General features: G+C 30.8%; 11 protein-coding genes. 8 read left to right on the top strand and 3 right to left on the bottom strand.

Features of this window, described 5'->3' with window-relative positions:
- The 3 genes from ACESR5_RS09210 to ACESR5_RS09220 all read right to left on the bottom strand — a co-directional run.
- The coding region (locus ACESR5_RS09210) for a Cna B-type domain-containing protein (RefSeq protein WP_373155209.1) at positions 1-4,749 on the bottom strand (4,749 nt) is incomplete at its 3' end.
- 92 nt (positions 4,750-4,841) lie between these two features.
- Positions 4,842-6,239, bottom strand: coding sequence for a glycosyltransferase (locus ACESR5_RS09215; RefSeq protein ID WP_373155211.1), 1,398 nt, complete (start codon positions 6,237-6,239; stop codon positions 4,842-4,844).
- Positions 6,236-7,144 (bottom strand): HEAT repeat domain-containing protein, encoded by a 909-nt coding sequence (locus ACESR5_RS09220; protein ID WP_373155213.1) that lies wholly within the window; start codon positions 7,142-7,144, stop codon positions 6,236-6,238. The genes ACESR5_RS09215 and ACESR5_RS09220 overlap by 4 nt, the downstream gene beginning before the upstream one ends.
- 133 nt (positions 7,145-7,277) lie before the next feature.
- On the opposite strand from ACESR5_RS09220, the gene ACESR5_RS09225 reads away from it, so the two are divergent.
- The 8 genes from ACESR5_RS09225 to ACESR5_RS09260 all read left to right on the top strand — a co-directional run bounded on the left by ACESR5_RS09225 (position 7,278) and on the right by ACESR5_RS09260 (position 15,054).
- Entirely contained in the window at positions 7,278-7,796 is a 519-nt protein-coding gene (locus ACESR5_RS09225) for a hypothetical protein (RefSeq protein ID WP_373155215.1), read from the top strand.
- 65 nt (positions 7,797-7,861) lie between these two features.
- Positions 7,862-8,755: a tyrosine-type recombinase/integrase gene (locus tag ACESR5_RS09230; RefSeq protein WP_373155216.1), complete on the top strand. Its 894-nt coding sequence runs from the start codon at positions 7,862-7,864 to the stop codon at positions 8,753-8,755.
- Positions 8,748-9,737: a tyrosine-type recombinase/integrase gene (locus ACESR5_RS09235; RefSeq protein ID WP_373155218.1), complete on the top strand. Its 990-nt coding sequence runs from the start codon at positions 8,748-8,750 to the stop codon at positions 9,735-9,737. The genes ACESR5_RS09230 and ACESR5_RS09235 overlap by 8 nt, the downstream gene beginning before the upstream one ends.
- Positions 9,730-10,728, top strand: a complete 999-nt coding sequence (locus tag ACESR5_RS09240) for a tyrosine-type recombinase/integrase (RefSeq protein ID WP_373155219.1) — start codon at positions 9,730-9,732, stop codon at positions 10,726-10,728. The genes ACESR5_RS09235 and ACESR5_RS09240 overlap by 8 nt, the downstream gene beginning before the upstream one ends.
- Before the next feature lie 138 nt (positions 10,729-10,866).
- The gene (locus ACESR5_RS09245; protein ID WP_373155220.1) at positions 10,867-11,940 is read left to right on the top strand and encodes a transposase; all 1,074 of its coding nucleotides are present in this window, start codon (positions 10,867-10,869) and stop codon (positions 11,938-11,940) included.
- On the top strand, positions 11,933-12,601 hold the full coding sequence (locus tag ACESR5_RS09250) for an ATP-binding protein (RefSeq protein ID WP_373155222.1): 669 nt from the start codon (positions 11,933-11,935) through the stop codon (positions 12,599-12,601). Before ACESR5_RS09245 ends, ACESR5_RS09250 begins: the two co-directional genes overlap by 8 nt.
- Before the next feature lie 171 nt (positions 12,602-12,772).
- Positions 12,773-14,326, top strand: a complete 1,554-nt coding sequence (gene istA, locus ACESR5_RS09255) for an IS21 family transposase (RefSeq protein WP_211962198.1) — start codon at positions 12,773-12,775, stop codon at positions 14,324-14,326.
- Positions 14,323-15,054, top strand: coding sequence for an ATP-binding protein (locus ACESR5_RS09260; RefSeq protein ID WP_087243929.1), 732 nt, complete (start codon positions 14,323-14,325; stop codon positions 15,052-15,054). Before istA ends, ACESR5_RS09260 begins: the two co-directional genes overlap by 4 nt.
- Positions 15,055-16,544: the final 1,490 nt, after the last annotated feature.

Raw genomic sequence — 16,544 nt, forward strand, 5'->3', positions numbered from 1 at the left:
GTTCGCTATCACGAATCCTTCTTCCATGCTTCCTGTAATCTGGCTTGTGTAGCCTTCTACTTTCGCTTCTGCAATCGTGTAGTCAATCTTCTTTCCATCTTCATATTTCGCAAGGTCTGTAAACTGTCCCTGCCACTGATTGCCTTCATTCAGCACGAGTGTCTGGCCTGTTTCCTTGCCATCCCTCAGCAGTCTGACTGTTATGCTCTCTGGTCTCATGCCATCATTGTCATTATCGTCAAGCCACTGCTTCATGACTGTAATCGATATATGTTCTGGTGTATAGATGTTCTCTATATCATATCCATCTATGATGCTCTGATATCCCTCTACTGCATTTTCTGTGATTGTATATGTGATGTCCTGGCCATCCTGGTATCTGTCGAGATCTCTGAATGTCCATTTCCATCCATCCTTTGCACTCACTTCTCTGCTCTCGATGAGTCTTCCATTGGCATAGAGATTGACCGTTATGCTTTCTGGTCTCTTTCCATCACTGTTGTCATTGTCATTCCATGTCTTTGTTCCAGAGATGCTGACCTGTTCCTTTTCATGACTGTTCGCTATCACGAATCCTTCTTCCATGCTTCCTGTAATCTGGCTTGTGTAGCCTTCTACTTTCGCTTCTGCAATCGTGTAGTCAATCTTCTTTCCATCTTCATATTTCGCAAGGTCTGTAAACTGTCCCTGCCACTGATTGCCTTCATTCAGCACGAGTGTCTGGCCTGTTTCCTTGCCATCCTTTAGCAGTTTGACCGTTATGCTCTCTGGTCTCTTGCCATCATTGTCATTATCGTCAAGCCACTGCTTTGAGATAGGAATATTTATTTTATAATAGGTATTTTTGAATTGGCATGCTTTGGTTACATCTGCTGTTATAATTCCCTCAGCATTTTCAGAAGATGTTAAATAATTCCCACTATTTGCATCTAGTTCAATGACATTATATTGAATGCCTGCTGGTAAACCACTAATAGTTATGATTTCACCATCTTTTAATGATGCATATGCTTTTCCATTATTAAATTCTAAATCACCATATTTTCCAGTTAGAGGTGAACTTAATTGTATTTCAAAGTCAAATGATTGGTTAGTTACTATTCCTTCAACTGTTTTTGAAATTGTTAAACTACCTGTTCCATTATTAATTATAGAGTTAATAAATGTTGCATCATCTACACGATAGTCTACTCCTGTTCCATTATCATCTTTTATTTTAAATAAAGATGTCTCAACACTTAACTTTTCATTTACTATCTGTGTTTTTACCGTTAAACGATATAGAGCTTCAGAATATTTTACATTGTCTTTATTCCCTTTTTGTTCAGTTATTATATATTCATATGTCTGATTTGGTTGTGTAAAACCACTTAAAATAAACTGATCTTCTTGTCTATCTTGAGTTAAAACTATCTCTGTATCTTTTGGTAATGGTGCATTTGGATTGTCTGTTTCAATCTTTATAATATATTGATCAGTATTTCCCCATGTACCACCATTTACCACTTTTTTAACTGGAACAACAACTTGACCATTGACTATAAATACTTGTCCTCCAGTATTAACCTCTAAAGCATCATCAGGTTTTCCAACTTCTCCACTTCCTGAGATTTCATAATTACCAAATTCATTAATCCAAATTTTTGCAATAGGTTGTAAATTCTCTTTATCATATGGATAAGTTAAATCATAACCTTCTGGTGCAACTTTTTCTACAATATAATATACACGATGTGTCCATAAAGACCATCCATTTTGTTCCTGATTAGAAGTCACTGTTGCAATTCCATTATCATCAGTCGTGTATGTTGGAATCACAGGATCTCCATCAACTGTTTGTATAGGCACAAGCTTTCCATCTTGATTCATTGTATATATCTCAAAAACTGCTCCTTTTAACCCTTTTGTCAAATCCTCAACATCTTGTTTAACAATTTCAAATGATACAGATGAAGCGCTTCCAGTTCCGGATATATCAAAAACAATAGATCCAGATGATGTAGAATCACCTATATTTCCTGATAACGAAGCATGATTAGAATAAGAATAGCTTTGACCATCTTCAAGTTCAACTGTCGTAGATAGACGTGTCTGATACTCAATTTCAACTTTTGTTTCATCTGGTATAACCCATTCTAAATTTCCATTGTCAGTAATGGAATAATCAATATCTTCAATATTTTGTTCAATACCATTATATTTAACTTTCATACTTCCATAAACATAATTCATACCTAAATTATTATGATCATCTTCAGCTGTAAAAGTATCAGTAATTGTCATGGAATGACCGTTATTTAATCGCAAAGCTCTCTCATTCACTATGATTTTCCATGTTGCTGTATATTGATTTTGAGAAGAAGCTCCTGTTATTAACGTTTTATTGAGTTGATTGCTTTGAAAAGGAACAGTACAACTAGATTCCATTCCAGCAAACGAGGCAGTATTTTTCAATAAATCACTTATCAATTGTGTTGTTCCCTGTTTCGCAGCTTCCTCTATCAATTGATTTAATGCCGCATCATCTTTGATACTTAATCGATACGAGAAATAATATCGCGCATAATATTTTCCTTGATCTTGAAATGGTTTAAATTTAAATGATATTGTCCCATCACCATGATCTGTCACTTGATATCTATGCTCACCAGAACTTTGACCACCCCAAAATCCTGGATTGTTTGTATAATAGACATTTAAATAATTTGTATCCCATATATTAGGATCGTATTTTAATATATCTCCATTAAAAGTATCAGTCACTGTGACATATCCATTCTCATCCAAGTCATTATCAGTTATTCCTGAAATACCTACTTGATAATAGACATATTGTTTACTTGGACTCAATGTTTGAGAATCTTGTATATTCTTTTCAATACTTTTATTTATTGGTGTAAACTCCGCACTGGCACTATTTTCTTTCCCGTTAGCCTTAACAATGGCTGTATTTATTTGCATTTGTCCATCAGGCCAGTTTCCATAATCAGTGGTATATCGTATTGTTAAAACACGTTCATTTTCACCTGCAGATATACCTTGATCAAAAATCAAAATAAATTGTGATTTATCACCATTCCATTGTATTCTATAATCCTGATTTTGTAATAAAGTTTTATCTTCTAATAATACTATAATATCCGTTTCTTTAACAGCTGGTATATAATGAACATTATCTTTCCATATCTGAGGCAAATTGTCTGTTACAGTCAAAGTTTGATAGCCTTCTTTTGGAATTGTTGTTTCAATGACCCAATCTACAGTATGGTTTTCTAATTGCGCATTTTCATACTTTTTACTAACTGTAAACTCTTTTTGAGCTGGTAAAGTTACACTTATCGTTCCATCATCTTTATCTCCATTTGTATCCAATTTGTTTTGAACTACCGTATCTATATATGAATTATCAATAACTGTTTTATCAATAAGTGTCTTATATTGAATTGTATATTTGACAGGATTACCTTCATAAACAGATGGCAAAACAATATTCCATGAAGTATCCTGATCATCAAATTGGACATCTTGATTGACTTGATAAGATTGATTATCTGAAGTATATCTCGTAATAACAAAACTATTTTGATCATACTTTTGAATATCAGTGTTTAATAAAATATCTTTAACCTCTATATCTCCAATATTCTTAAAATCTGGATTAACATCAATTGTCCATTCTATAATATAATATTGGTTATCGTCTGTTGGTTTTAAATCTTCCCCTTTAAATTCTGTACCTTTTTTTGCATATGTATATGCAGACTCATGATTAATACCAGCTGAACTGTTTTTCTCTTCATTTTCATCAGAAGTGACTTTAACACTGTTTTGAGTATCATCTATATCTATATATCCATCTTTGATATTCTCATAATTGACTTTAGCACTATACTGAATCTCAATGACTTCTTGATCTTTCATTTCAGGAATAGTTAAACTGAATCCTGTGTCATTATAAGTTGGAAGTATATTACTTAAATCAGTTCCTATTGATGAATTCAATTGAACATCTTTATTAAAAATAACAGCTGTTCCTGTGAACACATCATCAACCTTAATATTCATATTATTCCCATATGATGTCATATTAATTTTATAATTAATAATACCTTTTTCTTTATCATATTGAGCAGATTTTTGAATATTAATGTCATGATCAGTTGTACCAATAATATCAATAATATGATCATTTCCAAAATTTATTGAATTATCCCCTTCATTTCCAATCCAAACAACATCACAATCAAAATTGAATTGTGCATTAGCTGCATATGATAATTTTTCTAATTCATCTTCTTGATTTGGTAAGGGCGTCATTATAACTTGGTTCGTCTGAGACTGCATTTGAAGATTATAAACAATAACAACATCTTCATTATTGATATTTGCTCTAATTTCCATTTGAGATGATTGGTCTTTTAATTGAAAAGCGTCTGGAACCTCATAAATCACAGACCCACCTAATGCAATCTGTTTTGTTTCCTCCTCCGAAAACTTTAGTTTCAACGTATAAACACTTCCATGATTCAATTCAGGTTTGCCTTCTAATTGTTCTCCATCTTTAAAAATTTCAATATCATTTAAATAATTATTTAAATTTGATTCTTCTTGTGAAGATAGTACCTCTTCTACCTTTTGATTTGAATTCATGTCATTTTCACTAGTTGCCATAACCGAAACATCAACAATAGAAATCATCAAAATCAACGTTAAAACAGTAGATATAATCTTTCTATATTTTTTTCGCATAAACCTTTCCTCCCTTTTTCCTATTAATAGTTATTAAGATTATCCGTTTTTATGTGTTGTTATCTATTTTGACTATCTTTCTTTTTCCACTATCATGAATGATGTCGAAATCTTTGTATTGTTCCCCAATCATGCTTTTTCTGATGATAGCTAAAAAATGCAGTCAAACGTACAAAGGATAATACATATCTAAAGAAAACAAATTCAAAAAAACAACTTAATATTGCTTTTATGATATCTATAATAGAAATTCTAAAATGAATTGTATAAATTCTCTGAAAAAAAGCAGTCATAGTTAAAATCATTCCATATATAGAATAACACAGAAAAAAAACTATCATAAATGGAATATTGATAAATCCAAACATACATGATAATACAATTGTTATGATACCTGCTACTTCTATAAATGGTGATAAAAGCTCATAAAATAAATAATACATATATGATACAATGCTTACAAAACCAAATCTAAAATTGCAAAATATTTTATAATGTTTTAACATAGACTGAAACAACCCTAGATGCCATCTTCGACGCTGGTTTGCTAAATCTTTTAATGATTCAGGAGCTTGTGACCAACAGATAGCATTGGGTTCATATCTTATTTTATATTTTATCATATTATTTCTGCAAAATACATGTAATTTTACAACTAATTCCATATCTTCTCCCAAAGTATGAGAATCATATCCGCCACAAGCTATAACAATATCTTTTTTAAACAAGCCAAATGCGCCAGAAATAATGAGGTTTCCATTGAATAAATCCGTAAATATTCTTGATGATAAAAAAGAACGATCATATTCAACAATCTGCATACATACAATTGGATTAGATGGTAAATGATAACTTTTAACAATACCTTTTTCAATCTTAACTCCCTGTGCAATTTTTATTAATCCACCTACAGCTACAATATCCTCTTCTTTCATAACAGGTTGAACAATTTTTTCTAAAGAATCCTTCTGTAACATAGAATCTGCATCTACACATATAAAATAAGGAAATTTAGAAACATTGATTCCCATATTCAAAGAATCACCTTTTCCTCCATTTTCTTTACTTATAAGTGTAATAGATACACCCTTTACTTTTGCCTCATAGACACATCTCAACGGTGCACAAGGTAAAGACATGCGAATTGGCCGATCAATTTTTACAAACTGAAAAGCTTGAATAAGATTTTCAATAGTACGATCTTTTGAACCATCATCAATAATAATAATTTCATATAGACGATAATCTAAATCAACTAAAGAGTTAATACTATCAACAATTGTCACTTCCTCATTATATGCCGGTACTAGAATAGATACTGGTACATAATAGTCATGTTGTAACTCGTTTTTTATGAATACCATCTGTTCTTTTTTATAAAGCTGTATAGCTCCTACCAATACAGAAATAAACAAATAAGTTGAATATATTAATAAATATATAATAAAGAAAGTATTGATAGTATTTAAAAATAATTCAAATGTTTTCATATATCCTCCTGTCTAGAATAAATATATGTTAAGATATCCCTGGCATAATTATCTTGACCGTTTAAAATATCTTCTAATTCCTCATAAGGAACATTTAAATTTTTGAGTGAGCTTGCTGCATTATAACGAACATACCAATTATGATGATGTAAAGCATTTTTTAAGAGTGTTACTGTCTTTTCACCAGGATAACGATCTAAGGCAAAAGCCGCTACAATAGTCAACTTTTCATCTTCCTTCATATCCTTATCTAAAAATGAATAGAGTACATTCCTTACTGGTTCATAAGTACAGGTATGAAAGTAACGTATAATGGCTAATCTCACTTCTAAAGGTGTTGTAGATGTCTGAAGATATTGTAAGAATTCAACTTCATAAGCCCCATGACAACGAGATATAAATTCAACTATTGCTGACATCATATTATCATTCCAATCATTGATATGATTCCATAAAACTTTCATCAATTCATTTTTATCACCTTGAAAATGAATTAAATTATCAGCAATTAATTTTCTATGATGAAACCATTGTTCACTATTAAATATAGATAAAGCATTTTCAATTGATTGAATATTTCCTAATTTACATAATGCCTTCAATACATTTTCATGACAATAGATTGTTGAGTCCTTTAAATAAAGGATCAGTGTATGTAAAATAGGTCTATATTCATTTTGACAATCCACTGCATGTTTCGAAACGACATATGCAAAATAGGCTTTCTTCATATTATTTTTCTTAAGATAATCCACTGCCAATTCTCGCCAAATCATATGTGTTTGCTTTAAATAATCAATAATTGTCTCTCTTTCAAAAGTATCAAGAGCATTTGTATAAGCCAGAAGTTGTAAAACAAACTTCAATTTCTTGATTATTTCACGCGTTATGCACCACCGATACACAGTTTAAGCACCACTTTATAATATTCAATTCACATGTAAAGCACCATTAATGCACATGATCAGCCCCACTTTTGTTATCATGATATTGAGAGTGACAGCCTCTCATCATTATAGCGAAAGGAGGGCTTTTATTATGCCTAAAAAAGTTTCTGTCAAACCTATTCTTGAATTACGTGCAGCAGGTATTTCAATGCGTAAAATTGAGAGCTTAATGCATGTATCAAGACATACCATCTCAGCTATTTATAAAGCTGCTGATGTTCATTCTATTTCTTGGAATAATGTAAAAGATTTTGATGAAGATAAAATCTATGAAATGTTATTCCCACCTGTTCCTAAGACTTCTGTTTTTGAAGAAGTCGATTACGATTATATTCATTCAGAACTTAAGAAAACAGGAGTCAATCTTAAGCTTCTTTGGAATGAATATCGTAATCAATGTATTTCTAGAGGAACTATTCCTTGTGGTTACACAAAATTCTGTAAAGGATACTCTAACTATGTTCAGTTATCAAATGTAACCAATCATCTTACTCATAAACCCGGTAGCACTATAGAAGTTGATTGGTTATGCAAAGATTCTCATAACCAGTCTTATGCAAAGAAAAAAGTTATGAGAAGTTTATATAAAATATATTCATATAATCAATGAATTTCTATTTTTTACTTCTCATAACTTTTATAATTAATGTACTTAGAGTTAAGGAGGTATAAAAAATGATTGATTCAACTAAGTACATTAATATTTTTATTGATTATCAAAGTTCGGAGATCAAACAAGTTACCATAATAAGAAAGGTTCGTATTTTAAGATTTTTATTTGAATATCTAGAATCGATTGATATTGAAGACTTATATGATGTTACTAAAATGATGGTATATGATTTTCTTCTCACTAAATCTTGGAGATCTCAAACTAAAAGTCATGCACAATTTGTTTTAAGAGAATTTTTTAACTATATGAAAGAGGAAAGATTAGCTAAATTTGATGGGTATAAATTGTATCCTATAATTGTTACTAATAAGAGAGATAATATTTTATCGTACTATTTTGAAGATCAAATTAGAAAAATGATAGATTCTATTGATACTTCCTGCAAATGCGGGATTAGAAATAAATGTATGGTTACTATTGCTGCCTATACCGGATTAAGAGCTAGCGATATAGTTTTTCTAACATTTTCAGAAATCAAATGGGATAAAAATATAATCAGTAAAATTCAAAGAAAGACAGGTGTCATAATTGATATACCTATTACCAATCAAATAAAATTTTTATTGATAGATTATCTCAAAAATCATCGTCCTAATATCAAAAGTGAGTATGTATTTATCAATTCAGTAAATAATCTTCCTTTTAAGGATGCAAAAATATTAACCAGTATCGTTAGAAATGCGTTCATAAAAGCCGACGTCGATATAAGCAAAAAAAAGGCAGGTGCCCATTCTTTACGGCATAGTCTTGCGACAAATATGTTAAAAAATAATACACCATTACCAGTTATCAAAGAAATATTAGGTCATACAAATATCAATACTACTGAAAAATATATTTCTGTGGATATTGAGGGGCTTAGACGTATGAGTTTGGAGGTACCTATCTATGAATAAATCAAATATCTGTTTTATCGGAATATTTGGAGATGAGTTTGAAAACTATATTGAATATAAGCAATCTCAAGGATATTATAAATCTCTTTATAAAAAGAATATATATGAATTGCTTGACTATAATAGATATCTCGATTCATTAAATTTAAAAGAAATAAAGATTACTGAAGAAATGGTTACAGCATATATGGAATCACTAATTGGAAAATCACAAAGTACTTTATTCAAATATGAATGTATGGTCAGACAGTTTTCTAAATTTCTTAAAAATCAAGGATATGAAAATATCTATGTGCTAGAAGAACATCAAGTAAAAAATCCTAGAGATTATATTCCGTATGTTTTCTCTGATAATGAAATTATTAGAATTTTTAAAGTAATTGATGAACTAGAATTTAAACACCATAAAGAATTAAAACTATTCTATCAAACATTTTTTAGATTGCTTTATACTACTGGATTAAGATTAGGAGAAGCTTTGAGTCTTAAGATTGATGATGTTGATTTAGATAATAATATAATCACTGTTCACACAGGAAAAGGCAATGTTAGTCGTCTTGTACCATTTAAGGATTCTTTAGCTGAATGGCTAAAAGAATACAAAGCTAAAAACAATAAAAAAACTGATACTTATTTTTTTGAATCTCGCTATGGTGGAAGAAAAGCAAATAATACTATCGGTGAATTTTTCAGGAAAACAATATTAAGAAAAGCTAATATTTCTTCTACTCCTCAAAAAGGACATACTAGAGGTGCTTGTATTCACTCTTTTAGACATACATTCGCCTGTAATTCTTTAGACCAAATGATAAAAGATAGACTAGATTCATATTGTGTATTACCATATTTAAGCGTTTATCTTGGACACACAAGTGTTACAAATACAGAAATTTATTTACGATTAACAATACAACATTATGATGAAGTCATTGATCAAGGACATTATATATATGAAAAAGGACTAGGTGATTTAGATGAATAATTTTTCTAAATTATTAAGTGATTATTTTCTTAAATATCTTGTAAACCAAAAGAAGGCAAGTGAGAATACAATAAAAACATATAGGGATGCATTTGTATTATTGCTTGAATTTATGGAATCAAACAGATCCATAAAAGCTTATAAGATAAAGATCAATGATTTCAGTTACGAAATGATTAATGAATTTTTAAACTGGCTTGAAGAAGTTAAAGGTGTATCAATTTCAACCCGAAACAATAGATTGGCAGCAATAAAATCATTTTTTAGATATGTCAGTTATATAGATCCAGAGTACTTGGCAATATGTTCTTCTATTTTGAATATTCAAAAAAAGAAATGTACCACAAGAACAATGAACTATCTCTCTATAGATGCGTATATTGATTTTATAAGCGGATTCAATAAAAATAATTTTAAAGATCTACGAGACTTATGTATTGTAGTACTTTTATATGAAAGTGGTGCTCGTGTATCTGAATTAATCAATGTGAGAAAAAGAGATCTACATCTTGAAAAGCCATACACTGTCGTTCTTCAAGGTAAAGGAAGAAAAATTAGATCTGTTCCTCTTGATTATTCAGTTATTAAAGTATTGAATAAGTATATAAAAAAATATAATGTATCAGATGAAGATTTCCTATTCTTTAACGCTAGACGCAATAAATTAACAAGAGAAGGTGTAAATTACATTCTTCAAAAACATTTTAATAGCGCTAAAGAGAAAAATAAATTATTATATCCAAGTACAATTTCACCACATTGTATAAGACATAGTAGAGCCATGCATTTATTAGAAAATGGTGTCAATTTAATTTATATAAGAGATCTATTAGGTCATTCATCTGTAACTGTTACAGAAATTTATAGCAAAGCAAATCCAGAAATAAAAAGAAAACAAATCTTAGAAAATGCAGCTAGAATAGAAATAAAAGATGATTATGATGAAGAGGAAAAAGAAAATTTATTAGAATGGTTAAAAAATTCCATATAAATTAAAAGTTATGAGAAGTAAAAAATAGAAATTCATTGATTATATGAATATATTTTATATAAACTTCTCATAACTTTTTTCTTTGCATAAGACTGGTGTGGAACAACCATCCCTATTGTCAATGAATTAACAGGTGAAGTGACAAAGGGATATCTATTTGTTGGTACATTACCCTACAGTCAGTATTCATATGCTGAACTGATGAGTGACATGAAACAGGAAAACTGGATAACTGCACATGTCAACATGTTCAATTTCTTTGGTGGGACAACACCTATCATCTATCCTGATAATTTAAAAACAGGAGTCATCAAACATCCTAAACATGGAGATGTCATATTAAATCCTGCATATCAGGAAATGGGAGATTACTACAATATCGCTATTGTACCTACTCCTATCAAGAGCCCAAAATCCAAGCCAAGTGTAGAAGGAACAGTTGGAAAGATTACGACTCATATTATTGCAAGACTCAGAAAGGAGGAATTTCATTCCATCAGCGAAGCAAATGAAAAAATCAAGAAATGCTTAGATGATTTCAATAACAGACCTTTTCAAAAGCGCCAGGGGAGTAGAGCTGAAGTATTTATAAATGAAGAAAAACCATTCCTCAGACCATTGCCAAAAGAGCCTTATGAATATGCCACATGGAAAAAAGCAACAGTGCAATATCATTATCACATTTCCATTGATAAAATGTACTATTCTGTGCCATATGAATATATCAAGCAAAAGGTTGATATTAGATTAACCAGAAATCTAGTGGAAGTCTATTATAAGCATCATAGAATATGTTCACATAAACGTTTATATGGTCACCCAGGACAATATTCAACCAACACGGATCATATGCCACCCAACCATCAAAAGGCTGGTGAATGGGATGGTGATCGCTTCAGAAGATGGGCTCAATCCATTGGGGTCAATACCTATAAGGTCGTTGATGGTTTATTGAATTATTATAGAGCGGAGCAGCAGGCTTATAATGGCTGTCGATCAATATTGAAGTTGGCAGACTCATATTCACCCAGACAGCTAGAAGAAGCATGTGAAAAAGCGCTAAAGCATTTATCATTGCCCCGCTATAAAAATATTAAATTAATTATTCAATATAATCAAGATACAAGACAGGTCAACCAAGAAGATGAAAACAATGATGACTTTGCATTTGTCAGAGGTTCATCATATTATGGAGGAAACACAAATGAATAGAGATACATATGAAAAAATAGTCGCTTTAAGACTGCCTGGCATGGCAAAAACATATCTGGAACAGGAAGAGATGGAAGATATACGACAATTGACGTTTGATCAAAGACTGGAATTATTGGTTGATGCCGAAGTTGACAGTCAGCGTATACATAAGATAGAAAGACTGATCAATAATGCACATTTTGCGGAATCCAAAGCATCCATAACGCAGATCAAATATTATGCAGACAGACATCTTGATAAAGAGCAGATATTAAGCCTGGCAACAAATGAATATATAAAGAAACACGAAAATGTTTTAATAATAGGAGCAACTGGAGCTGGGAAATCGTATATTGGATGTGCACTTGGGGTTGAAGCATGTAATAGTGGACTGAAAGTCAAATATATTCGACTGCCAGATTTGTTGTCCGAATTAGAGCTGTCAAGAATACAAGGAACATATAAAAATAAAATCAAACAATATGAAAAATGCGATCTTCTTATTCTTGATGAGTGGCTGTTAGTTAATACAAGCAACATTGAACAGCAAGATATATTGGAAGTATTAGAGAAAAGATATAGAATACATTCAACAATATTATGTTCACAATTTGATGTAGGAGGATGGCATAGCAAGCTAGGAGGTGGTGCATTAGCTGATGCTGATTATTTGCAATGAACTGCACCATCAATAGCATAAAGTGCACCACCAATTTCAACAACTACACCACTGAGATGATATTATTGAATATACGCAACTGCACCACCTTTTATATTATAGGTGGTCTTTTTTATATTATTATAATGTTGGAGACTTTGTCTCTAATATTATATGAAAGGAGCTTTTATTATGGCTGTAAAATTCAATTTGAGACTATGTTTACAATTGATTGATCGAGGCATATCCCTCAATACGATATCCAAACAATATCATATTAGTAAACATACCTCATCCAAAACAAAACATAGAATGGAGGTGCTTCAATTTGATGTCAGTACTATTGATCAGTACTCAGATGATGAGCTGGGTAAATTATTTTTCCCTGAAATGTACGAATCTGAAAACATTTATTTAGCAGTGGATTATGACTATGTTCATAAAGAATTGTCTAAGCCTGGTGTTAACTTAAAACTATTATGGAAAGAATATTGCTTGAGTGCTAAGGATGGTAAATATCCAGTAAGTTACTCAAAATATTGTAGAGGTTATGCTCAACATGTCGAAAGACACAACTATACCAACCACATTGAACACAAACCCGGGATTCGTACAGAAATTGATTGGTCCGGGCCTACAATGCATTACATGGTTCCTTCTACTGGTGAATTGGTTAAAGTTTATCTGTTTGTCGCAACTTTACCATTTTCTCAATATTCTTATGTGGAACCTACCAAGGATATGAAAATGAATACATGGATTAACTGTAATAAACATATGTTTGAATACTTCGGTGGTTCAACAGTTAGAATTGTATGTGACAATCTTAAAACAGGTGTTGTCAGTCATCCTAAAGAAGGAGAAATCATTCTCACAGATATGTATTCTGATTTTGGAAATCATTATATGACAGCTATTATGCCTGCACAAGTCAGAAAACCTAAGCAGAAAGCGAGTGTCGAAGGTACCGTTGGCAAAATAGCTACAACCATTATTGCATCATTAAGAAATGTAGAGTTTCATTCATTCGAAGAGCTTTATCAAGCAGTAAGAGAAAAGCTTGATGAGTTTAATACTACTCCATTCCAGAAAAGAGATGGAAGCAGAAAAGAAATATTTGAAGCTGTTGAAAAGCAGGCACTTAAACCACTTCCTGAAATACCTTTTGAAGTATGTCATTGGTTTTATTCCAGAAAAGTACAAGTCAATTGCCATATCACCTATCAAAAAAACTGGTATTCAGTTCCTTATGAATATGTAGGCAAATCCGTTGATCTAAAAGTGTCAGAAACAACATTGACTATTTATTATCAAAACAAGCGAATCAACATCCACAAGCTGTTTCCTGCCTATATAAAGAATAAATATTCTACCTATGAACAGGATATGCCTGAATCAGTGAAAGTAAGTGAGTGGGATGATGTGCGTATAAAAAAATGGGCGAGCAAAATCGGACCCTACACAAGAAAGGTTGTAGAGATTATATTTGAAAGATGTAAAGTTAAGGAACAGGGTTATAACCCTGCAATGAGTGTATTACATCTAAGTGATAAATATTCAAATGAAAGACTTGAATTATCCTGCCAGATAGCTTTAAGTAAATATCCATCACCTAGATATAAACATCTTAATGCCATTCTATCTAACAATCAAGATAAACTAGGAAAACAAGGAAATGCATCTGAAGAAAGAAAAACGACAGGACACCTGAGAGGTGCAGAGTTCTACGGAGGCAAATCAAAATGATAGATAATGAAACTGTAAGAAAAGCATCAGAAATTGGGATTATAGATGTTGTAGATGCCATTAAATTGATTGAAACAAATCCTGCTTATATTACTTTGACATTTGATGAAAAAATAAATATGGTCATCGACTTTGTTTATCAGCAAAGATATAACGAAACGGTAAGAAGATTAAAGAAATCGGCTAAATTACGCTATGTAGATGCAGATCTAAGAGATATTCACTATACTGACAATCGAAGCATTACACATCAGCTGATTAGCTCACTGGCTACATGTAATTATATTACATTAAAAACCAACATCATTATTCATGGACCATGTGGTACAGGGAAAACATGGCTCTCATGTGCATTAGCAAATGAAGCGGCAAAACAAAAATATAAAATATTTTACATTAGAATGCCTGAGCTATTAGAAAAATATAATGAACTGAGGAATATGGGTAAAAGTCTATCACAAGTAGTTAAGAAATACGCAAAATACGATCTGCTTGTATTAGATGAATGGTTAATGTATGAAATGACTGATAAAGAAAAACAGTTTATATCTGAGCTTATGGAGGTAAGACATGATAAATGTTCAACAATTTTCTGCAGTCAGTATCCATCAGGAGACTGGTATGATAAATTGCATAAATCGACATTAACAGAGGCATTGCTTGATAGAATCATTCATAATAGAATAGATGTGTATATGGGTAATGAAAACTTTAGAATCAAAAAATAATTTTTTAAAAAGGTCAATCATGTTTGGACATGATTGACTATAATTGTGTATAAATATAACTGGTGCACTTTATGCGATTGAGGTGGTGCAGATGTCTGCGACTACCAGTGCTTTTACATGCGAATAATCAGATGCCATACTTGATAGAATCGTACCAAAATCACATACAATAAAGATACTAGGTGATAAATCAATGAGAAGTCGATAATAAATAAAAGGATCCTGATTAAACAATAATCAGGATTTCATTATTGATCAGATTCATCGGAATAGCTGGTCCGGATAATCAGAATGTTGAGAACAATGTTGGTTGATCAGGGATATTGGAATAGTTGGTCAGCATAATCGGAATGATTGGTCAACTTGAGCAGAATAATCAATATCTAAACTATTATGATAACAAAAGTGTGGCTATGTGTATGAATTAATGGTGCATAACGTGCGAAATAATCATATGATTGCACAAAATAGTTTTAATCTTTTGTTGATATTTGTAATAAGTCGATACCTTAATATGATTTCTTTTACAAAAATCTTGAATGGATAGATCACTTTCTTTATATTCTTTGATTTTTAGATACCAGAACTTGTATTTTTCATTCTGTGTTAATTCTTGGATTTTCATACAGTCACTCTTCCTTTCTTTATAATTTTTAGAGAATATAAAAACTATAATATAGTTTTGGCAGTCTCCATATTCTATATTATAGTTCGTTGAGTTCTATATTTTTATCCACTATTTTATTTAGCGCTTACTTTAAATCACTAAAAAAGACAATGTTATCAGTATAATACTACCAACATTGTCTTCTTTAATAGACTTTAGTATTTTATATCACTAAAGTATCTTTTATTTAATTTAATAATATCATAAAATAGTATAATTTAAATGAATATTTCACTTTAAAAATCGAATAGTGTTACTTGTTTGATGACGTCATCAAATGAGTGAAACGGTGTCATCTTTTAGTGAAATACTCAATTTAAATACATTTGATTTATTCTTTATAACTTTTCTACTTTTTAAAATTTTATGTAATTCAATTAAATACTAACAGTATGTCTCACAAGTGGAATTTTCTTTAATATAAATGTTATTAATATGCATAATACAAATATAAAAAAAGCAATTAATATATTAAAATAGGGTAAATTATATTGATATATACTTCTTATATTTACAATAAACACAATGTGTAGAATAAAACATCCCATGGTCATTTGACTTATTGAAGTGATAAAATTAGACAACTTTTCATTTATATGATCAAAAAAATCATTACAAAAAAATAAAAATAAGCTTATGCACCACAACATCATAAATAAACTATCGTAAAAATATTCAGCCCATTCAAAGTGAAGATATTGCCCTATTTTTACTTGATAAACTACATTAACCAATGACAAAATCAATAAAATTTAACTTCAGTTAAATGTTGGTAATTGATTTTAACTCCATAAAAACGGTGTTAAAGCCCTTTAAAATAAAA

Origin of the sequence: Clostridium sp. AUH-JLR23 (assembly GCF_964238065.1) — a bacterium.
Taxonomy (GTDB): domain Bacteria; phylum Bacillota_I; class Bacilli_A; order Erysipelotrichales; family Coprobacillaceae; genus Allocoprobacillus; species Allocoprobacillus merdigallinarum.